Annotated in this window: 16 protein-coding genes and 1 tRNA gene; 7 read left to right on the forward strand and 10 right to left on the reverse strand. The window is 36.5% G+C overall.

Annotated elements, in window-relative coordinates; genetic code table 11:
* Positions 1–46 precede the first annotated feature (46 nt).
* From IPJ53_10060 to IPJ53_10080, 5 genes are all read right to left on the reverse strand, one after another.
* A complete protein-coding gene (locus tag IPJ53_10060) occupies positions 47–517 on the reverse strand; it encodes a DUF962 domain-containing protein (protein MBK7799448.1) in 471 nt (156 codons plus the stop codon).
* Between the two features lie 38 nt (positions 518–555).
* Positions 556–2,232 (reverse strand): glutamine--tRNA ligase/YqeY domain fusion protein, encoded by a 1,677-nt coding sequence (locus tag IPJ53_10065; protein MBK7799449.1) that lies wholly within the window; start codon positions 2,230–2,232, stop codon positions 556–558.
* Positions 2,233–2,247: 15 nt separating this feature from the next.
* Positions 2,248–4,086, reverse strand: coding sequence for an arginine--tRNA ligase (locus tag IPJ53_10070; GenBank protein MBK7799450.1), 1,839 nt, complete (start codon positions 4,084–4,086; stop codon positions 2,248–2,250).
* A 27-nt stretch (positions 4,087–4,113) separates the two neighbouring features.
* A complete protein-coding gene (lepA, locus tag IPJ53_10075) occupies positions 4,114–5,907 on the reverse strand; it encodes an elongation factor 4 (GenBank protein MBK7799451.1) in 1,794 nt (597 codons plus the stop codon).
* A 115-nt stretch (positions 5,908–6,022) separates the two neighbouring features.
* Positions 6,023–7,231, reverse strand: coding sequence for an aminotransferase class I/II-fold pyridoxal phosphate-dependent enzyme (locus IPJ53_10080; protein ID MBK7799452.1), 1,209 nt, complete (start codon positions 7,229–7,231; stop codon positions 6,023–6,025).
* Positions 7,232–7,263: 32 nt separating this feature from the next.
* On the opposite strand from IPJ53_10080, the gene IPJ53_10085 reads away from it, so the two are divergent.
* From IPJ53_10085 to IPJ53_10105, 5 genes are read left to right on the forward strand one after another with little or no spacing between them, the layout of a single operon-like run.
* Positions 7,264–8,343: an RluA family pseudouridine synthase gene (locus tag IPJ53_10085; GenBank protein ID MBK7799453.1), complete on the forward strand. Its 1,080-nt coding sequence runs from the start codon at positions 7,264–7,266 to the stop codon at positions 8,341–8,343.
* Between the two features lie 27 nt (positions 8,344–8,370).
* Positions 8,371–9,390, forward strand: a complete 1,020-nt coding sequence (locus IPJ53_10090) for an acyl-CoA reductase (protein MBK7799454.1) — start codon at positions 8,371–8,373, stop codon at positions 9,388–9,390.
* A gap of 12 nt (positions 9,391–9,402) precedes the next feature.
* Positions 9,403–10,032, forward strand: coding sequence for an endonuclease III (gene nth / locus IPJ53_10095; GenBank protein ID MBK7799455.1), 630 nt, complete (start codon positions 9,403–9,405; stop codon positions 10,030–10,032).
* A 42-nt stretch (positions 10,033–10,074) separates the two neighbouring features.
* The gene (locus IPJ53_10100) at positions 10,075–10,686 is read left to right on the forward strand and encodes an SCO family protein (GenBank protein MBK7799456.1); all 612 of its coding nucleotides are present in this window, start codon (positions 10,075–10,077) and stop codon (positions 10,684–10,686) included.
* On the forward strand, positions 10,667–11,059 hold the full coding sequence (locus tag IPJ53_10105; GenBank protein ID MBK7799457.1) for a c-type cytochrome: 393 nt from the start codon (positions 10,667–10,669) through the stop codon (positions 11,057–11,059). The genes IPJ53_10100 and IPJ53_10105 overlap by 20 nt, the downstream gene beginning before the upstream one ends.
* On the opposite strand, the gene IPJ53_10110 is transcribed toward IPJ53_10105, so the two are convergent.
* The 5 genes from IPJ53_10110 to IPJ53_10130 form a co-directional block, all read right to left on the reverse strand.
* On the reverse strand, positions 11,050–13,281 hold the full coding sequence (locus IPJ53_10110; GenBank protein MBK7799458.1) for a TonB-dependent receptor: 2,232 nt from the start codon (positions 13,279–13,281) through the stop codon (positions 11,050–11,052). The two genes, IPJ53_10105 and IPJ53_10110, sit on opposite strands and share 10 nt — an antisense overlap.
* Positions 13,282–13,556: 275 nt before the next feature.
* On the reverse strand, positions 13,557–14,180 hold the full coding sequence (locus IPJ53_10115; GenBank protein MBK7799459.1) for a DUF697 domain-containing protein: 624 nt from the start codon (positions 14,178–14,180) through the stop codon (positions 13,557–13,559).
* A 64-nt stretch (positions 14,181–14,244) separates the two neighbouring features.
* Positions 14,245–20,217, reverse strand: coding sequence for a hypothetical protein (locus IPJ53_10120; GenBank protein MBK7799460.1), 5,973 nt, complete (start codon positions 20,215–20,217; stop codon positions 14,245–14,247).
* Between the two features lie 10 nt (positions 20,218–20,227).
* On the reverse strand, positions 20,228–21,346 hold the full coding sequence (locus IPJ53_10125) for an FAD-binding oxidoreductase (GenBank protein ID MBK7799461.1): 1,119 nt from the start codon (positions 21,344–21,346) through the stop codon (positions 20,228–20,230).
* The gene (locus tag IPJ53_10130) at positions 21,333–21,680 is read right to left on the reverse strand and encodes an MmcQ/YjbR family DNA-binding protein (protein ID MBK7799462.1); all 348 of its coding nucleotides are present in this window, start codon (positions 21,678–21,680) and stop codon (positions 21,333–21,335) included. The genes IPJ53_10125 and IPJ53_10130 overlap by 14 nt, the downstream gene beginning before the upstream one ends.
* A 53-nt stretch (positions 21,681–21,733) precedes the next feature.
* Here IPJ53_10130 and IPJ53_10135 point away from each other — a divergent pair, with 53 nt between their 5' ends.
* On the forward strand, positions 21,734–22,810 hold the full coding sequence (locus IPJ53_10135; protein ID MBK7799463.1) for an endonuclease: 1,077 nt from the start codon (positions 21,734–21,736) through the stop codon (positions 22,808–22,810).
* 106 nt (positions 22,811–22,916) lie between these two features.
* A tRNA-Arg gene (locus IPJ53_10140) sits at positions 22,917–22,988 on the forward strand.
* The last annotated feature ends 12 nt before the right edge of the window (positions 22,989–23,000 follow it).

Genomic DNA, 23,000 nt, shown 5'->3' on the forward strand with positions numbered 1-23,000 from the left:
AATACCGATTGATTTATACTTCATGAATAATCTAATCATCAGCAGGCTAAAGATAGGAGACGCCCATTTTTTTATAAACAAAATGCAATAACCAAGCTGGGCCTATGAGTAAAAACTGAAGATCTTCGAAAAATGAAGGTCTTTTTCCTTCGATTTTATGTCCAACAAACTGTCCTATCCAGGCAATAACAAAAATTAGAAACAAAACCAATCCTGCATTCCACGAATTGGAAATACAATACTCTATAAGGAGTTGATTAACTTTAATTAATACAACTGAAATAATCATAAAACCAAAAAAAAATGGTTTTGAAAGTCTATAATAATAGACCAAAGCCATCGAAAGAACTATCACAGCCCAGTTAAGTGATCTAATTTTAAAAGGGAAAGGGATCAACATAATGAGACCTATCAAACTGAACATGATCAAGGGAACACATATCCAATGAATGAATTTATTTATTCTATTGGTGTGACTTTCCCCATATTTTGACAACAATACTTCAATATTTTTCATCAAAAGTTTATTTAAATTGAAAATGGCGATCAATCAAATCATCCTTTTTCGGAAATTTTGGCCCAAGAATCCTTCAAGGAAACAATCCTATTAAATACTAATTTATCGTTTTCAGAATCCACATCGAGACAAAAATAACCTTTCCTTATAAATTGATATCTTGTTTCATGAACAGCATCTTTTAGACTAGGCTCCACACAGGCATTTGTCACAGTAATAAGTGACTGTTCATTTATAAGTGACTTAAAATCTTCCTCGCCAGAATTTGGTTCAGGCACATTAAATAATCTATCATACAATCTCACTTCAGCATTTACCGCAGAGCTTTGTTCTACCCAGTGAATGGTCGTTTTAACTTTCAATCCTGAATTATCCTGACCACTTTTGCTTTCTGGAAAGTAAGTACATAAAAGATGATCAACTTCTCCCTTGTTATTTTTAATTACTTCATCACATCGTATAATGAATGCTGATTTTAATCTGACCATGCCTCCAGGTGAAAGTCTGAAATATTTAGGAGGTGGAACCTCCATAAAATCTTCTTTTTCAATATAAATATTCTTTCCAAATGGAACCATTCTGCTTCCTGCTTCAGGAGCTTCCGGATTATTCTCCACCTCAATAAAGTCAATTTGTTCAGGATAATTTGTAATAGTTATTTTAATGGGATCCAATATGGCCATTACTCTGATTGAAACTCGATTCAAACATTCTCTGATGACATTTTCCAGACGAGGTAATTCTATCAAATTTTCTCTTCTGGCCACACCTACTTCTGTTGCAAATTGCTTAATCGCAGACGCAGGATAACCTCTTCGGCGCATTCCACTGATCGTTGGCATTCGAGGATCATCCCATCCGGAGACTATTTTTTCATTTACCAGTTGCAAAAGTTTTCTTTTGCTCATGACTGTATATTCCAAATTCAGACGAGCGAATTCAATTTGTCTTGAAGGAAAAATTTGTAACTCCTGGATAAACCAATTATACAGTGGACGATGATTTTCAAATTCCAAGGTACAAATAGAATGTGTGATACCTTCGATCGAATCACTTTGGCCATGTGCAAAATCATATGTTGGATATATACACCATGTCGTACCAGTCCTATGATGAGGAGTAAACAATATTCTATATAAAATTGGATCCCGCATGTGCATGTTCGGAGAAGCCATATCAATTTTAGCACGCAAAACTTTTTCACCTTCCTTGAAAGATCCATTTTTCATGGTTTCAAACAAGCTTAAATTTTCTTCAACAGTGCGATCTCTAAAAGGGCTCATGATTCCGGGTGAAGTCGGAATGCCTCGCATTTTACTTATTTCTTCTGCTGATGAATCATCCACATAAGCTTTCCCAGCTTTTATAAGTTGTACAGCAAATTGATAAATTTGTTGAAAATAATCTGATGCATAATACTCTCTTCCTTCCCAATCAAAACCCAACCACTTTATATCACTTTTAATTGAATCAATATATTCGACTTCCTCAGTAACCGGATTTGTATCATCAAATCTTAAATTTGTTTTTCCATTATACTTCTGGGCAAGCCCAAAATTTAAACAAATAGACTTTGCGTGACCGATGTGCAAATATCCATTTGGCTCTGGTGGAAATCGTGTATGAATCCTTCCTCCATGTTTATTGTTTTTTATATCATCCTCTATTATCTCTTCAATAAAATTGAAATGCTCATTACTTGTTGATTCTGACATGTTGTTGCTATTTATTTACATTCTATCCGGCATAGGAATTCCAAGACAGCCCATCCCATGTTCTAAATGATCACTAAATGTTTTACAAATTTTTAACCGCCACATTTTAATTTCTTCGGTTTCAGCATTAAGAATCCTGTAATCATGATAAAACCGATGAAAGTCTTTCGCCATTTGATACAAGTAATTGGCAAGATGTGATGGATCCAATTGCTGGGCAGCTTCCTGTAAAACTTTGGGATAATTCAAACATAAACCAATCAATTCCTTCTCTCCTTGTGTAACTGAAATAGGGGGCAAATGATCCGTTTGGGGTTCTTGTCTACGCAATATTGATTTAATTCGCACAAAGGCATTAACAATGTAAGGACCGGTATGCCCTTGCATGTCTACAGATTCCTTGGGATCAAATACCATGCGCTTTTTGGGTTGTACTTTTAACAAAAAATACTTCAATGCAGCCATTCCGATTTTGGCGATCAGATCATTTTTTTCCTGATCACTGATGCTGGAAAGTTCCCCACGCTCCATCGCAGAATTTTCAGCCTCTTCTATAACTTCTGCAATCAAATCGTCTGCATCAACCACGGTACCTTCCCTTGACTTCATTCTACCGGAAGGCAATTCAACCATACCATAAGATAAATGATGTAAACCTTTTGCATATGGCACATTAAGCATGCGTAGGGTTTCAAACAAGACCTGAAAATGGTAATCCTGCTCATCTGCTACAACGTATATGTAGTGATCAGCCTGATGAGCCTGATGTCGCATCTGCGCTGTACCTAGGTCCTGTGTAATGTATACCGAAGTCCCATCACTTCTCAATAAAATTTTCTTATCTAAACCAGAATGAGTTAAATCAATCCAAACCGAGCCATCATTTTCTTGATAGAAAACATTCTTCTCCAATCCTTGCTGAACAATATCCTTTCCTAAAAGGTAGGTATTGGATTCATAATAGACAGATTCAAATGAAACATTGAGTTTTGCGAAAGTTGAATCAAATCCATCATAGACCCATTTATTCATTTTTTTCCAAAGACTTACAACTTCACTGTCTCCGGATTCCCAGCTCCGCAACATTTCTCCAGCTTCTTTACCTAAAACACTAAATTGATTAAAATAATCATTTTTAAATCTTGTAAAAAAAACTTCTTCAGATTCACCTTCCTTTCTCTTTGATTGGTAAATTACAATTGCCTCTTTACCAATTTGCCAATTTTTGTATTCCTCTTTAAATTTGGTTTCAAACAGTACATAATAGTCTCCTACAAAATGATCTGATTTCTTACCTTCTTCCTCCGGTGTTTTGCCATTTGCAAATAATTTCCATGCAAGCATACTTTTACATATAGCTATTCCTCTGTCATTGATTATTTGAGTCGTGTGCGCTTCATGTCCTACTGCCTGGAGAATGCGATAAACTGACCAACCTAATAAAATGTTTCGGATATGGCCTAGATGAAGAGGTTTGTTGGTATTAGGAGAACAATATTCTACTAAATATTTTTCAGGATAGGAAATTTTAACTCTCTCATCAATTTTTTGTGAATTGATTTGATTATGCGATTCAATCCACCAGGTTTCTTTCATGCTAAAATTCATAAATCCTTTAATTAAATTAAAGGATTGAATCATTTCTTTTTCTAATAAGTAAGTTCCAATTACCTGACCTATGACATCAGGGCTATTTCCGGTTTTCTTTGCCCAGTTAAAAAGCACAATGGTAAAATCTCCTTCAAATTCTTTTCTACAGACTGAAACATTGAAATCCTGTGAATTGGTAACAAGATTGTATTCAGATTGAAATAACTCAACTAAGGATGTATAGATATGATTTAAATAGTTCATATTGAGAAATGTAAGGTTGGATGAATTCTAATCATCCAGTTTCAAAACATCAAGAAATGCTTTTTGTGGAACATCTACAGAACCTATCTGGCGCATTTTTTTCTTACCTTCTTTTTGCTTCTCCAATAACTTCCTCTTTCTGGAAATGTCACCACCATAACATTTTGCAGTTACATCTTTCCTAAGTGCAGATATGGTTTCCCGAGCAATCACTTTTCCTCCTATGGCAGCTTGGATTGCAATTACAAACTGGTGTTGAGGAAGAATTTCTTTAAGTTTTTTACACATCTTTCTGCCTACTGCATCCGCTTTAGATCGATGAACGAGTGCTGTCAGTGCGTCCACATTATCTCCATTAAGTTTTATATCCAGTTTAATCAAGTCTGACTTTCTATAATCTAAAGGATGATAATCGAATGAAGCATACCCTTTTGTGGATGATTTCAAACGGTCATAAAAGTCAAAAACAATTTCAGCCAGTGGCATATCAAATGTAAGTTCCACTCGCTCTGGCGTGAGATAGTGCTGTTTGACAAGAGCACCTCTTTTTTCCATTCCAAGTTTTATAATGGTCCCAATATAATCAGGCTTCGTAATGATCTGGGCCCGGATATATGGCTCTTCTACATATTCTAGATAATTTGGCTCCGGCAAATCATTAGGTGTATTGATTTTGAGAATTTCGCCTTTGGTGGTTTCGGCTATGTAAGAAACGTTCGGAACCGTTGTTATGACTTCTTGATTAAACTCACGGGATAACCTTTCTTGAATAATTTCCAGATGCAACATTCCCAAAAAACCACATCGAAAACCGAATCCAAGAGCAACAGACGTCTCAGGCTCGTAGACCAAAGAAGAATCATTCAATTGTAGCTTTTCCAAACTGTCTCTAAGGTCTTCGAAATGCTCATTTTCAATTGGATAAATTCCTGCAAAAACCATTGGTTTTACTTCTTCAAATCCCTTAATGGCCTCGCTGCAAGGATTTGCAGTTGCAGTAAGAGTATCTCCTACTTTGATTTCCTTGGCGTCCTTAATTCCGGTAATAACATATCCCACATCACCACATTTTACCTCCGGCATCGGCATCAAAGTCATTTGGAGATAACCCACTTCTTCCGCATCATATTCCTTTCCAGTATTGAAAAATTTAATTTTCTCGCCTTTTTTGATTGTACCATTAAGCACACGGAAATAAACAATTATTCCACGAAAAGAATTATAAACAGAATCAAAGACCAAGGCTTGCAATGGAGCCTTTGGATCTCCTTTAGGCGCTGGAATGCGCTCTACGATAGCCTTCATCAAATCCGGAACTCCGGCTCCTGTTTTTCCACTGGCAAGAACGATATCCTCTTTGTCACAACCAATAAGATCGATTATTTGATCAGATACCTCATCAATCATGGCATTGTCCATGTCAATTTTATTGAGGATAGGAATAATTTCAAGATTGTGCTCTATGGCTAAATATAAATTTGAAATGGTCTGAGCCTGGATCCCCTGGGTTGCATCAATTAACAGTAAAGCTCCTTCACAAGCAGCAATTGATCGGCTAACCTCGTAAGAAAAATCTACGTGTCCGGGTGTGTCTATCAAATTAAAAACATACATCTGACCATCCGTATGAAGGTATTTTAACTGAATCGCGTGCGCCTTGATAGTAATTCCTCTCTCCCTCTCCAGATCCATATCGTCCAGTGCTTGATTTTGCATATCTCTGACGGAAATAGTTTTAGTATATTCCAACAGGCGGTCAGACAAAGTACTTTTGCCATGGTCAATATGTGCTATTACACAAAAGTTTCTGATATGCTCCATTGTTACAATTCGTTTTCGCGCTGCAAAAGTACCTAAGTTAACAGCCTTTAGCCAATTTTAAGCTAAAAATTTAATATAAACTGTGGTATTTGTAGCCAAGATGCAGCTAATAAGCTTAGATTGCCTTCAAAGCTTGTTCCCAATCCAATATCAAATCATCTACTGTTTCAAGCCCAACAGACAATCTGATCAAACCATCCGTTATCCCATTTTTTAACCTGATATCTTTTGGAACTTTAAGGTGTGACATCGTCGCGGGATGCAATATCATAGTTTCAGTTTCGCCTAATGAAGGCGCGATTACACATAATTGTAATTTTCTCAGCACCTTTGACACCTCATCAATTCCACCTTTAATTTCAAAACTCAACATTGCCCCAAAGCAATGCATTTGTTTTTTAGCCAACTCATAATCTGGATGATTTTCTAGTCCGGGATAATTGACTCTGGTGACATTTGGCTGTTTTTCCAGGAATTTTGCTAATTTCATAGCGTTAGATGATTGGGCTTTCATTCTAATTTCAAGGGTCTTAAGGCCTAAATCCAACAAAAAGGCTTCAAATGGACTCGCCACACTTCCAATCAATTTAAGAAAAACCCACAACCGATTATAAATCAATTCTTTGTCAAAGCTCAAAATAGCGCCCCCTGTAGAGGCTCCATGACCGTGTAAAAACTTTGTGGTAGAATGTACAACGACATCGGCACCCAATGATAATGGACGCATGCCATAAGGTGTAGAAAATGTATTATCTACTACTACCTTAACACCATGGCGTTTGGCAATCGTTGATATCATTTTGATATCAATGCTATTCAAAACAGGATTGGTTGGTGTTTCCAGGTAAATAACCGCCTTACCAGCCTTCTCTTGGATGGCGAGATCAATTTCTTCTGGGGTTTTGAAATCCATAAACATTAAATCAACTTGATTTTGGCCAAATACCGTTTGGAACAACTCGGTTGTTCCTCCATAAAGATTACTTTGAGTCAGGATTAAGTCTCCAGGTCTCAAAAGAGTCTGCATGACACAATGGATCGCAGCCATTCCAGAGGAAGTCAACAATCCATAAGCTTGCTGACCTGAATCAAATGCTTCCAAATCTGCTAATTTCTGAGCAACTGCCTCAACCGTAGGATTACCATAACGGCTGTAAACATGACCTCCGGGTTGATTTTTAAAAATCTCTATACCTTCTTCGATGCTCTGAAATTCAAAAGCAGCTGTGGCATAGATTGGAATTTGATGGGGTGTCGTCGTTCTCGTATCATTAACTGTTTTTAACAATACAGTACCGAAGTGTTTTATAGCTTTGCTCTCCATTAATATAATTTTTACAAAAGTAAGCCCTCACCTTGAATTTAGAACAAGATATACAAGTTCAGAAAGACCAAATTGTTGACGAAAGTGAGTTTGAAGTCATTCAGTTTGCCGTAGACCCCGGTCAGGGACCTTTACGTTTGGATCATTTTCTCAATGAAAAGATTCCAAAAGTATCCAGAAACAAGATTCAAAATGCCATCACAGCAGGCATGATCACCGTTAATCAAAAACCTACAAAATCGAATTACAAAATTCGACCTTTGGATGTGATAGATGTGGTTTTCCCGAGATTTCATGAAAACGAGGACATAATTCCGGAAAATATACCACTTGACATTCTTTTCGAAGATGATGATATTTTGTTGGTAAATAAGAAACCAGGGATGGTAGTCCACCCGGCTGGCGGAAACAGCTCCGGAACACTGGTAAATGCGCTTGCTGGATATTTTGGAATTGATCCGAATCTTGAAAAGAAACCTAGGTATGGACTTGTACATAGAATCGATAAAGAAACTTCTGGAATTCTAATCGTTGCAAAAACAGATTTTGCGCATGTTGCTTTATCTAAGCAATTCTATGACCACACCATAGAAAGAGAATATATTGCTTTGGTATGGGGTGATCCTGAACCCTCTTCTGGGACTATCGTTGGAAATGTTGGACGAGATCCTAAGAACAGACAAAGGATGTTTGTTTTTGAAGATGGAACGGAAGGGAAACATGCCGTTACCCACTACGAACTCATAGAATCTTTTTATTACGCCAGTCTGATAAAATGTAGACTTGAAACAGGGAGAACACATCAAATCAGAGTTCACATGAAATTTATTGGTCACCCACTTTTTAACGATGAACGTTATGGAGGGGATCGTATAGTAAAAGGTACGGTATTTACAAAATACAAGCAATTTGTCCAGAACTGTTTTAAGCTCATGCCGCGTTTTGCCCTACACGCCAGAAGCCTTGGATTCATTCATCCGGTTACCGGGAAGAAGATGTTTTTCGAAATAGAACCTCCAGAGGATTTCACTCAATTAGTTGAAAAATGGCGGCATTATCTTTCTTTTAGAAAAGATAAAGTTGAGGAAGCTGAATCTGAAGAACAGAACTAAAATAAAATTCTATCCTAATCAATTTAAATGCCGGTTCAAAAAATTATATCGACATTACACAAATTGGGCATGGAAATGTCTAATAGTGCCAGATTAAAAAATGAGGCTTTCCGGAATGCAGAAAATGCAAACCCGTGGTTTACCGAAAAAGAAATTCTCCGAATGGTCGACCACATAGTAAATAATTATTTAAATACAGAAAGTCTCAATAAATGGGTGAATAATTACAGTTTTCCCTCAACGCATAAACCTAAACTTATTGGATTAATATCAGCTGGCAACATCCCTTTGGTTTCCATGCATGATTTGATATGCATTTTAATTTCAGGAAATGCTGTCCAAATTAAATTGTCTGAAAAAGATACCCATTTATATAACTGGATCTTTTCACTCATCAAAGAAATTGACAGCAATTTATATGCAAACATTCACATCGTTCATCAATTAAAAAATTATGATGCGGTTATTGCAACTGGTGGCACCCTGGCTGCAAATCAATTCAAATATTATTTTCAACACAAACCAAATATCATCAGGGGACATCGAAATTCAATAGCAGTACTAGGGGGTGAGGAAGATGATGAAACCATTAAAGCCATCGGGCAGGATATATTTTCCTATTATGGAATGGGCTGCAGAAATGTAAGCAAAATACTTGTTCCTGTAAATTTTAATTTTGATCATTTCTTAAATATCTTAGATAAGGAATTTGATTATGTTAGAAATCATTATAAGTTTCAAAACAACTACGATTATCAATTAGCACTTTATCTTTTGAACAAAGTAAAATTCTTACAAGGACAAAGCATTTTATTATTAGAACATACTGGAATTGCCTCACCCTTAGCTTGTCTTTATTTTGAACATTACCAAAATAATGAAGCCGTTTATCAATACATTTTGAAGAATAGGGATTTCATCCAATGTGTCATTAGCGCACAAAAAATCGGCGACCAAGTGGTAACAGCTCCCGGAATGGCTCAATATCCTGGGTTATCTGATTATGCAGACATGAATGACACCATGAATTTTTTGTTACAACTGTAGTTTTAAAATTTGGTGACTAAACAGGAAAAGGCACGATTCATCCAAGATACGCTGGACAAATATTTTCCGGAAGTAGAAGTTCCTCTTCTACATAAGGACCCTTATACATTATTGATCGCAGTTTTACTTTCTGCGCAATGTACTGACGAGCGAGTCAATAAAATAACGCCTGCTTTATTTGCCTTAGCTGATAATCCACATAAAATGAAAAATGTTTCCTTGGATGAAATCCAAGCCGTCATTCGGACATGTGGTCTTTCTGGAACCAAAGCAAAAAATATTAAAACACTTTCAAAAATATTGTCGGAAGAATACAATGGCAACGTCCCTGCCGACATTGAATTACTCGAACAACTTCCGGGTGTCGGCCACAAAACTGCCTCTGTCGTAATGTGTCAGGCTTTCGACACACCTGCATTTCCAGTAGACACACACATACACCGCTTAGCTTGGAGGTGGGGACTTACAAATGGTAAAAATGTAACTCAGACAGAACGTGATCTAAAAAGCATTTTCCAAATTTCCAGCTGGAACAAACTTCATTTGCAAATTATTTACTTTGGAAGAAAATATTGTCCAGCAAGAGGTCATACAAGAGAAAATTGTCCTATATGCTCTTTGATCGGACGAAAAAAAATGTAATATTTTATGTATCTTACTTTTCAGAATTCAAATTTTACAGAGATGAAAACATTTTATTTCTATTTTTTTTTACTTTTCGCATTGCAATCCTGCAAAGAAAAAAGTCTTCCTATATTAGGTAATTATACTATAGAAAACAACGACACGATTTTTTCAAAGATTCCTGATTTTCAACTATTGACTCAGGACAGCCTGGAATTCAATGCCCAAATGTTAGATGGCAAAATTCATTTGGCTGCATTTTTCTTTACCTCTTGTCCGACAATTTGTCCTAAGGTTATGAGAAACATGATGAGGATTGAAGACAAATTTTCTGAACAAAAGGATATTCTTTACTTATGCTATAGTTTGGATTTTAAGAAAGACAGCATTCCAAGACTTAAAGAATATTCAAACAAATTAGGGATTGAAAATGCTAATTTCTTATTTCTACAAGGCAAACAAAAGGAAGACATCCGTTCCCTCATGAATGCATACATGAGTATTGCAGTAGATGACCCGGATAGTCCTGGTGGTATAAATCATAGTGGATGGATATTATTAGTAGACAAAAAGAGACACCTTCGTTCTTATTGTCTTGGAACAGATGAAAAAGAAACAGACCGATTAATTAAAGACATTCAAATCCTACTTGATGAAGTTGTTAAAATTTAGTGCATTAATTACAATTTATTTTTCTTGCAACTTTTCTCCGGAAACATTCAAGGAAGGCAAACTTGTATATGAGACCTACTGTTCCGGCTGTCATGGGGCACAAATGGATGGTTTGAGAGATTTATATCCCGGACTCAAAGACGTCCTTTGGTACGATCAAAACAGAAGTCAAATTCCATGTTGGATAAAAAAAGGTATTACAACCGAAAGACTTCGAAAAGGCAAACAAGAAATGCCAGCACATACTGAATTAAGCAACATTCAGATTTGCAACGTTTTGAATTATTTGAATTCTAATACCTGGAATCTAAAAGTTCCTTTCACTATAGAAGAAATAAATCTTGCTATAAAGGAATGCACCAATCAAAAATGAAGCGCAACAAGCAAAGAAGGTAAAATAGGCAGTTGATTTACACGTTTGTTTTCCACAACATTAAAATAAAAGATATTTTTTCGATCGTAAGCGTTGGTAACGCTTCCAACAATTTCAAGATTAAGAAATTTAGTAAAATCAATTCTTCTTTTAATCGAAAGGTCAAGTCTGTGATAATATGGCAACCTTCCTGAATTTATTTTTTCAGCATAGACAACACCAATATCAGGATTCTCAATTCCAAAATTGGTTTCAAGTCCATTCGGTATAAAATTATCTCCTATAAATCCCTGAATCTTGGTAAAGGCAAAACCGGAACCGAGATTCCATCTCATGCCTGCTTCCCAACATTTCGCCCTACCCCACTGGTAGTCCAGGACAAAATTAATGTTGTGGCGACGATCAAATAATGCCGGAAACTTCTGTACTCCATCATCACGATTGACGAAGCCAAGCGAATAGCCTAACCAAAGTCTCCAATTCACCCAGTTTGATTTTAACAAGAAATCAATGCCATAAGAATTACCAGTCTCTTCTGTATAATCAGGATCCTGAACTTTTCTTTTATTTCTGTTTAAATTAAACAAACGACTAAAATCTTTATAATAAGTTTCAACATTCAACTCAGTATTAGTACTCAAGTCCAATTCAAACCCACCTACAGCATGACTTGCATAGATTAATTCCGGACTTGTTAGAAATCCTACAAAAAGATTCACAATATCTCTTTCACTTACAGAACTCATCAGATTCTGAGAATAAAGTCCGCCCGCCGCTTTAAGCCTAAATCGATTGCTGACGTTTACCTTCATACCTAGACGGGGTTCAAATCTTGCTTGTGATAGAGAAGCATAGTATTGAATCCTAAAACTTGGATCAAAGACGAAGAGTTTTGAAGCATAACGATATTTGACAAAGCCCGCTATTTCTGTGTTATTGCTCTCACTGACAATAGGCACTTTGAGAAAATTGGTAAATTCAAAATCGGTCTTGAATGCGTTGAATTCAAGCCCATATTTAATTTCTGACCTCCTGCCAAAATAACTAAAATCTATGTTTGCCTGAAGTCCTCTAATATTACTTGTCCTTGGATCGGACTGGCTTTCATCCAGCTTTATTTTATAATCAGAAAAAGCAACGCTACCGCCAACAATGATGCTTGAAGTTCCAGGAATCAATTTAAAATTAGCTCCGCCCCCACTAGCTTGCCAGTTCAAATTAGCCAAGCCGGCATATTTAACCCTGTCGTTAAAATTAAAACCAAATAAATTTAAGTATGATCCATTTTCACTAATTGTTGATACTTTTCCATAAATATCAGTGAAACTAAATGGAAGACTGCCTGTAAGTGTATCCAAAGCATATTTATATAAAGTCTTGGACGTCTGATCGATGTAGGATTGTTTGCCAGTCAACAGAAACGAAGTACTTCCTCCTTTGCCTTCTTTGTACTTACTAATCGGTCCTTCCAGTAGAAGTTTACTCATAAATGGGCTTGCAGTAGCCAAACCTCCAAAGTGGGTTTTATTCCCCTCCCTCGTCTTCATATCAACAATTGCAGATACCCTTCCTCCATACTCAGCACTAAACCCACCCGTAAGAACCTCCGCAGAACGAATGATTTCAGTTTCAAAAACTGAAAAGATTCCAATGGAATGAAATGGATTGAAGATTGTCATTCCATCCAACAGGATTTTATTTTGAACCGGGGATCCACCTCGTATATAAATTTGCCCCCCTTGATCTCCAGTAGTGATAACCCCTGGTATGATTTGGAGATATTGGGCAATATCTGCCTCCCCACCGGTAGATGGGAGAGCCTTGATCTCCTTTGGAGTTATAGATATAGACGAAACTCTCACTTCAGTTCTGGATTGTTCTTTCTTTCCAGATATACTGATCTCATCCAAAGTTATGTTTGATTCAACCAAACTGAATTGCTTGTTAATTATTTGACCTTTTCTAAGTGAAAAATCGTAGGTCAGGGTATCGTAACCAATAAAGCTGACTACGAGCGTATAATCCCCGATTGGTATTGCTGACAATGTATAAAATCCCGACTCATTTGTAGTAGTTCCTACCGTGGTTCCCTTAAGGTAGACAGAAGCAAAAGAAATGGGTTCCCCCGTACTCTTATCATACACATTTCCACGAATGTCGCCTTTTTGGCTAAAAATATTTGAACTAAACAAGGCCAGAGCAAGGATAATGTAGTACTTCATTTTCTACCGTCTAAATAATGGATCGCAAAAATAATACAATCCGATCAACCGGAAGCATTATCCCAAGATCAAACGTCTTAAATAAAGATTTGTGAAGAAACAGCCATTAAAAATCAATATCCTAAAAAAGATCCATGAAACACAAAAACTCAAAGAATACCCATTGGCCTATTGCTTCATATAAATAGTTACCACCTCAATCTGTTGAGAAGAAATCAAATTTGTTAAAACAATTCAAACAATATGGCACACTAAAAGACTTAGAGCCGAATTTTTCAGTTTTCAAGTATCCTTCTTTTGAAAGATTCGTATTCTTCCTCACTTAACAAGCCCTTTTCCTTTAACTCGGCAATATCTTTCAATTGATCTATAGTAGATCTGGTCCTTTTTTCATCATTTGGAGTATTGGTAAAATTTTGTGATTCTTGCTTATTCTCCTGACTATTTCGTTGACTTTGAGCCTGCTGGGCATACTCCTTCCCTTTTTCAAATAACTCTTCATACCGAGATTTAAAAGCCTTTGGGTCAAAATCAAGGACAGTCCCTCCTGTTTCAAAGTGTTTCTTGAACAATTCACCCAATGCATAAGTTGAGGCACCACTCATGACAGACATGGTTATACCACCAAGGATCGTACCTACACCGGGAATAAATTTAACAGCTCTAGCTGCCAAACGAGATGCCCCTGAACTGGTTAAGGCCGAAATAATTGCTTTTCCTTGTGAATCTTTAAAATCCTGATCATAGATTTTACTCAATTGTCTGATCATATCCAATTGAATTGCAGAAACTGCTAAAAAATCAACAATTGGCACCCAAATCATCCCTGCACCCATTGACCAGATAGTGTGGTTTCGGATAACATCATCTGCTTGATTAGATTTACTTTTTTCGTTCATTTTTTATTTCAAAGTTAATACCTGTCCAATTTATAGAATCCTGATTTTAGATGAACTTGTTAAATTATTCGATCATTATCCTTAATCCTTTACTGTGTGCTGCAAATTCAGGTGCATACATGCATTGTAAGGTTGTCACCCCATCTGAAAAGTTCCCTTTATGAACTGCTCTCATTTCATATTCAATTACGTGAGTTCCTTTTGGCAAAGTGCTAAAAAAACAATCGGTGGCAAGATCCCTTGGTGATCGGTAATAGGAAACCCCATTTTCCCAAATGTAAGATGAAAGTTGAATAGTAGGCTCCAAACCAACAGATCGCATTATCTTCAGATGAACATAATCCATAGGACGATCAGTTTTGAGAATAATTCTTGCAGTTACTACATCACCAAGTTTTATTGGTGTTCTTTCAGTGATAGGTATTAGTTCATCTTTTTTATTGTTATTCTTTTTAATATACAATTGCTTATTAAGCTCGAGGACTCCATTTTTAGAAGCTTTAGTTTTGTCCAGATCTTCAAGGTATTGATAATAAACGGCTCCCCAGGCAATATTGGGATTTGGATTATTTACCATGATTTTACCCATTTCCTTTGTTATTTTATCGACAGGAATTGACTTTTTAAAATATTGCGTCCCTGCAGCAGTTTGACCAATATCAAGAGTTTTACCTGCCAACTCAATTTCAACTGTACGGGATGACTCTACCCATGAATTCCCAAAAGCCAATAAAGAATAGATAGCCTCGGTCGTTGATTTTGTTGTCCCCCAGTTTTGTGTTTGCTTGTTTTTCAAAAGCCAGACTTTCATCTGATCAACAAATATTGGATCCTTTATTATTTCTGAAAATACTTCAATCATGAGTGACTGAGTTTCCACAGGTTGTTCATACCAAGAGAAGCTCCAGTTATTTTTCCAATAAATACCTAATTCCGGATGTGATATCGAACGTTGCTTCAGAGATTTCACAATTAATAAGGACGTGTTCTTGTCCCCCATTTTGTGCAATATTAAGGCTGCCAAACCTTGATCATATAGACTTCTTGCTTTCCAATGATTTTCCAATTGCAACTTATAGTAATTGTGCACAACTTTTAACTGGTCATTCGAAGGCCAATCAGAAAAATAGGACTTGCAATAATAATAATGCAGCTGAACATGTGAAAGATTGTTGTCCTCCCACTTAGCATATCCATTCTTAACTTGTTGGGCAAGTTGATCATAATCTTTAAGAATTTCTTCATTGAGATATTGCTGAGCCTTATTCACGATGGTCAACAATTCTTTACTATTGGAATTCAAAACATTCATTCGCCTCAAATGTGCAATCTGACTAATGATGTGTTGAGTCATGTATCTATCAGGATAACCTCCGGGAAACCATGAAAAGCTTCCATTTGAAGCTTGTCGAGTTTGCAACTTTCGAACTGATTGATCAAGATTGTGGCTTAGGTTGTTAAGATCCATAAGCAAACTAATCCTGTCCAACTGTTCTTGCTCATTCTTAGCATCCATTACCCAAGGGGTCTCTTCCAACACAGCAGATTTTAGTTCCTGATTCAACAATAATGGAGATCTATTTACTCCCTGAATCCTTATTTGGTTAAGAACATCTTTAACTCTAGGATACTTACTTAGAATATGCTGGCCAAGAGAATTTGCAAATATGCGACTCATTAATTGTTCGCTGCATTCATGAGGATATTCCATGATGTATGGCATCGATTGAATTGCATACCAAACCGGATGGGAACTAAATTCAATGACATAGTTAACTGGCACTGCCGTCGAGGTAAAAGCCTCTGTAAAGGCTTCAAAATTAAAAGTCTTCTTTTCATTTCCTTTTATAGGCAACGCCATTGATTCCGTAATCAATTTTCGGTTAGTGATGACCGGAATAATCATTTCCTCTCCATCTGTATGTTTGGGAGTAATTGCTGTAAACTGTACCAGTAACATCCTGGTTTCATCTTTAGGAATGGCTAGTTTCCAAAAAACGGATTGACTTTTCCCAACATCAAGTTTAGCAATTTGGACGGATTCCCTAAGTTTCAATATTTTGCTCAAATCTTGTTTAGTCAATGCATCCAATATTTTTAAAGAAACTTCAACATTTTGATACTCATCTGACAAATTAGAAACTAATGCAGAAACCTCCATTTCATCCCCCTGTCTAAAATATCTAGGATAAAATGGCTTTATTTGTATAGGCTTTTGTGTAATGACTTCATAAGTTTGTAGACCACAACTCAAGTCTTTTGATTGGGCAAGGATTTGCAATTTCCAACGTGTAAGTGCTTCATTCATTTTAAAGGAAAATTTAACTTTCCCTTGCTGATCAGTATTGAGTTGAGGAAAAAAGAAGACAGTTTCATTAAGATTTTTTCTCATTTGAAATTCCTTAGGTTTTTCAACCTCCTTTAAAGATTCTAACGCATCCCCAGCTTCCTCCTTCTGTTTTTCAAACCTAACAGATTTCCCAGGAGAACGGACACCATCATTCCCTGCACCTGCATCTCTGGATTGCATAGGTGTTGCCATTACCACCCAAGGGTTATATGAATTTGTGATATCAAAAGTATTGAGACTTGTGTAATCTTTAAATGCCGGAAGCCCATCTAAACCCAACCAATCAAGATAAGAAATGGAATGCAATGACATCATGTTAAAACCAACCGAATTTATGCCAAGTCTCGAATTATAGGATGGCCAAAAATCAGCTTCCCATTTAAATGGAATTATTGCATCTAAAGAAGCATCATACATGGAAGCCAATACTTCAACTGTTTGGGGTTTCCCATCCGCATTCAAGACTTCCAATTCCCAATCTTCCATTGAGCCTGGCAGGATTTTACTTCGAAAACTGTTGGTACGGATATCCAACTTCTTGGACTTCCATGGAATATTTACTTCTTTATGAATTTCAAAAATATTATTTTGCAATACACAAATGGTGCTTAAATATATTGATCCTCCATCATTGACGATCGGATTATACCTTAGTTTGATCGATGAACTTGTTTTAAACCAATTGCTTTGTGTCCCACTACGGGATTCATAAACACCATAAAACCAGCTATCCTTTGCTGCCGAAATTGCTATAAAATCAGCCGGTTGTCCTGGAATAACTTGATCAGAAAGTGGAAGTAATTCCGGCTTTGGGTAAATCAAACTTCCCCCTTCATTTATCAGAATAGAATAATCTTCATACGTTTGTATCCTCCCTGATTTGTCTTTGGCCTGAACAACCAACTTAATGGCTCTTGTTGATGCTGGAATTTTGGCCAATGCCAAAATTGATTCAGATGTTTCAGGTGTATTTATTTCATACAAAAGTTTGCCGATTGGCCATGAGGATAATTCATCTTCTCGATCATATACATCATAGGGAAAATTTCTTTTGTATTCTTTTAGTGAATATTTGTTGAGATCTGGTTTACTCCACAATCTTCTTCTTAAAAATGTTTTTGGCACTTCAATTTCAAAAACCTTGCATTGCATTTCTACGTTGAGGGAGGTGCCATTCAAATTTTTCGAAAACACACGAACTCTTTCTACTGAATCCTGCATCATGAATGCTTTGAGATTGGAGGACAAAAATATCTTTTGATGGCTAAGCTGTAAATTACCATTGGTAGTTTGCGTTTCTCCTGTTGAACTGAGAGCTTCAACTATTAATTTAAACTGATTAATAGAGGACTGCTCTACGCTACCAGGTGAGGCTTTACTAAAAAATACAAATTCAAAATTCCCATCTTCATCAGTGGTAGACTTTCCATAATCCAACTGGTCCTCTTGAGAGGGAAAAATTTGTTTAAAATTCCAACATGGATAAAATGGAGCATAAGTACTTCTCAAAACTTTATAACTTATCGTGCAACCTGCAAGAGGCTCGCCACTAAAACTTTGAACAGATCCTTTTACTCTTACAGAATCATTTAAACTGATTCCATCTTCAGGAACTTTTAATTTAACTTCAAAAGAAGGACGTTTGTATTCTTCTACTTTGAAATAAAAACGTCCCATCCCTTCAATTCCCAATGAAAAATCTCCGTTCAACCCAGATGCAGGAAGCACAAAACTACCATGCGCTGTGCCATAAGCATTACCACTTACTTTGAGTTCACTGATGTTTTGATGATTAGCATTGTAAAGGATTACAGTGGATTTTTGGTTTGGAAGAATTTTTGGCAGGCTGTTTTTATCCAACTGCAAATTCAATATTTTAAAGTATACTGTCTGTCCAGGTCGATAAATTTTACGGTCCGTATAGTATTGAACTGTTTTAGTGTCACCAGCAGACTCGGAATAATAGCTATACAACCATTGGTCCGAATACAAATTTTCTTTTTTATATTCAATTTTAAACCTAAAACCATTCTTTGGTTTCACCATACCCTTCCCATCCTTGTCGGTAAGAAATTGATCTTGAATTTTAAATTCAGGTTGACTGCGATTGTATTTATTGGTAGGCTCGTAAGTTTTTACAATGGCGCCTTTAATAGGATGACCTTTTTCTCTATCCATCACCAAAATTTGCTGACCACCTCCAATACCGTTTAGCGTAATGGCAGCAATTCCGGAGACTTGAAAATATCCAAATTTCACTAAAGAATTTTTATCTAGTTTACTATCAACGGAGGCTAGAATTGCATAAGCCCCCGATTCCAGTTCATCTACTTTAAGTTCAATTTGATGGTAATTAAAATCATGACTTGGCTGCCATTGATCTTTCCACTGACGAATGGGTTTTTGTTTTAGAAAATAAGTAATTAACTGATCTTGCTCCACACCCGGATTCAGATCTACATTAGTAGGGGTTAATTTATAAATTTTGAAATTTAATTCATTCAAATTCCTGTGTTGAACCAACATTCGGAATGGTTTTCCAGGTAGATTCACTTCTTCTAAATTAATATTGAAATCCAATTTTCGGATTAGTGATTGATACGCTGATATTTTATTCTTTAAGGTGGTATCGCTTGTAGACAGCATACTTTTGCAAATCGAATCCACTTTAATTAGGTATTTTGTTTTTGGCGTGGGTATTTGAGATTCTTGTGTCACTGCATTCGAATAGTAATATTCAATTAAATCCAACCTAACTAAATCTTTTTGGGAGGAAGACCTTAAGGTTGATTCAAATTCTCCCAATGCATTTAGATACATGATTTGAAACTCTTCAGAACCTGCATTTAAATGATAAGCATATTTCAATCTGGCAAGATTGGCATCAATAACCGCCTCCAATTGCATATTCTGGCGATGAAATGCGATCACTTTCTGAAATAGAGACCAGACGGAGCCGGGTTCAAAATCAAGTTGTAAATATTGTTCTACAGGAGCAAATTGATTCGCAGGCTTGATTTCTTGCCCAAAAGTTACCAGACTGCTTTGCACATTAGCAAAATGAGCTATGGCTCGATGTGCCAATACATCAAACAGCACCGGTCTGTAGAGTTGATCATTTTTCAAATCCAAAATACTTTTATAATCCTCCGTCCCTGCTTTTTTTAATTCATCAGCCTGTATAGAGGATAGGTAGAATTTATTTGAACTTTTAATCAAATTTACATTCGACCAACTGTCCAAATCTGCTGTATCTTGTTCAATTCCCTGTACATCAGTTTTCCCGCCGCGACCGTAATAAGAATTTTGTGACAGATTGAAATACAATTCGCCAAGCACTGATTTCAAAAGTGACAAAGATGGTTCCTTAAGAGTCTTTGACTTTTCTTCCAACCTCTTAATAATTCCTTTTTGTCCTAACTCATCTTTCTGTACTGCCAGAGTTTCAATCTTAAGCAGACATTTATACAATTGCGGATGATTTTCATCTGCTTTTGCAAGAAGATAAATTTTTTCAATCTGAACCATGGCATCTTCCACCAGACCTTGAGATATCAACTGATCAGCAATCAGCCATTCAGCAATATATTCAGGAAATTTTTTACCATCCATGGAATGTTCATTTTTAGGAAAAACTACTGAAAGCAGAAAAGTAGCCAATAAAGAAATCGTTAGCAGAATTTTCATGAAATAATTTTTAAATAGAACGATCAAATGATTCATTCATTCGATAGAAACCTTTTTTAACAAATCTTTTAATATCGATCTCCGAGGGAAGTTCAACACCTTCAGAAAATAAAGATAACAAATGGTTAGTACAAAAGGGTGCAAGCGTGACTCCTTTAGTTCCAAGTCCATTGATAACATATAGATTTTGTAATTGTGGATGTCTTCCAACAGCTGGTCTGCGATCTCTACTGGATGCTCTGATGCCATAGTTATGCTCCTGAACATGATAGGCTGATTTAATGGTTTGGTCCAAGAAGGCTTCCTGCTTTGAACGTTCTTCTTTTGTAGTGCTTTCTGTTATATTTTTTAATTCATAATTTGCTCCAACCCAAAAATTTTGGTGCCCCATCGGAATCACTGTATAGTCAGATTGCAAAACCTCCGCAGGCATTTCAACCGGAATGGTGACCTTCAAAAACTCCCCTTTCAGTCCGTGGATCGGGAGCCAGTTGAAAAAAGGGTTCTCCACAATCTTATACCCCTCACAAAAAACTATTTTTTTAAATTCGTAACAATCTGAATAACTCCAAGAATCACCTGATAATTTCAAGCCGGAATAATCAAATTGGGCTTCCAACCATTCACATCTATTCTTCAGATCAATTTTAAGAGATCTTACCACTTTAGGAATATCGATTCTATAAGCGTTGCGAATCTTCCCTAAACTCAAGGGTAATTGTAATTGATCACTAAAGTACTCAGGAGATGGTTCCAAACAAATAAAAGAAGAATATAGTGGATCCTCGGTCCTGGCCAACCAGTTATTTTCAGCTTCAATTTCTTTAAGGAATACTAAAATCTCCAATGGATGTACAATTTTTTGGTCGTACTTGATTTCAAGATCCTTGTAGTACACCATAGCATTCTCTAGCAATTCATCAAATCTCCACGTCTTGACAAAACGCAAACCCGTCACCGGATTAATCAAACCCGAACTTACCTTACTGGCTTCACCAGGAGCAACCTGGTCAAAAACTATAACTGAATAACCAGCTTTGGTTAACCGATCCCCCAAGATACAACCTGCTAGACCTGCCCCCACAATGGCTACATCATAATCTTTTAAGTAAATATTACTTCTTTTCACGGATTGATTTTGGAAGACTTTGATAAACCAGTTCGTAGGAATGATCGATCAATGACTTCAGCATTCGATCAGTTAATTTCCCCTCAAAAGAAACGGTATTCCAGTGTTTTTTATTCATGTGATATCCGGGTTGTACCTCTTCATAGTTTTGCCTCAGTTCTATTGCATATTCTGGATCACATTTAAGATTGATCATTAACTCAGGAGAATCCAATCCGGTTAAGGCAAAAATCTTTTGATGTACCCGCACCACTAGTGTATCAGGTCCAAATGGAAGATCTGTTGTGACATTGGGCTTAGTCTCACAATATCGGATAAAAGTCTCCAGATTCATCAGTATCGGAATATTTGAGTAAAGATCCACCCTTATTTGCTAATTTTGCAAGGATGCGACAATTATTTACATGTTGTAATTGGGTTCTATTTTGTGTCTCGGCCTGCTCCGGCCAGTGGAACAACCAATCACTATTTCCGACAGATTCAGGATTTACTTTGATTGGTAAACTTATAGAGTCCTACAAGCCTAATCAAGTACTTGACTACGCAAACGCTCGCGTTCAAATGTATCAGAAAATCTATAATATAAAAGATACTGTATACTGTGTTTATAGCCGACATGCTTTATACTTAGATCCAAATGATTTTGATCCAATAGGTTATCTAGCAAAAGGTGGCAGCAATAATGGGATTAATTGTGAACATACTTTCCCGCAAAGTAAAGGCGCTGAAACAGGTAATGCCCGATCCGATATGCATCACTTATTTCCTTCACGAGCAGCGGTAAATGAATCAAGATCCAATTATCCATTTGGAGAAATTGATGACCGACTGACTCAAAACTGGTTTTATAAATCTGGGTCAATGAGCATAAAACCAGCTAAGGACATTGATGAATACAGCGAAGGCTACCGTGATAAATTTGAACCTAGAGAAGATCACAAAGGGAATGTAGCAAGGGCGGTTTTTTACTTCATCACCATGTATGATTTACAGTCTGATCGATCCTTTTTTGAAGGCATGAAAAAAGACCTTTGTGACTGGCACCTTAAAGATCCCGTAGATTCATTGGAATGGACACGCACCTTCCAAATCGCACAATACCAGAATAAAAAAGCCAATCCTTTTGTATTGGATTGCAGCCTTGCCCGAAGAACCTATTGCCCTACATCTAACCCTTGTTTAAATATCAACGAAACTAAAGATCCTAATTTCGCCAGTTCATTTAATCTTAACAATCCTATATATGATCAATTAACCATAAATTGGAATCATCTTCTTTATGGTGATTTGGAGCTTAGCCTGTACAACATTGACGGTCGTTTAACACATTTTATCAAGTCAATCCACACCTCATTGGGAAATATTTCAATTGATTTGACTGCCCTACCTACAGGTGTTTATTTCCTTTTAATAAGAAATAATAAATCTGGTTCGACATATCGGGATTTAATTACAAAGATCTAGTTGTCAACGATTTAATTTTGTGTTAACATTCTTTAAGCACAATCCTGGGTTCAGTTTCCAAAAATTTTAGAAATTTGCAGGCCTTAAGCTTATAATGAGCAATGCAGGTCCCGTAGTTCAATGGATAGAATAGAAGTTTCCTAAACTTTTGATACAGGTTCGATTCCTGTCGGGACTACAAAGGACATTT

The organism is Candidatus Vicinibacter affinis (assembly GCA_016714365.1).
GTDB classification, from domain to species: domain Bacteria; phylum Bacteroidota; class Bacteroidia; order Chitinophagales; family Saprospiraceae; genus Vicinibacter; species Vicinibacter affinis.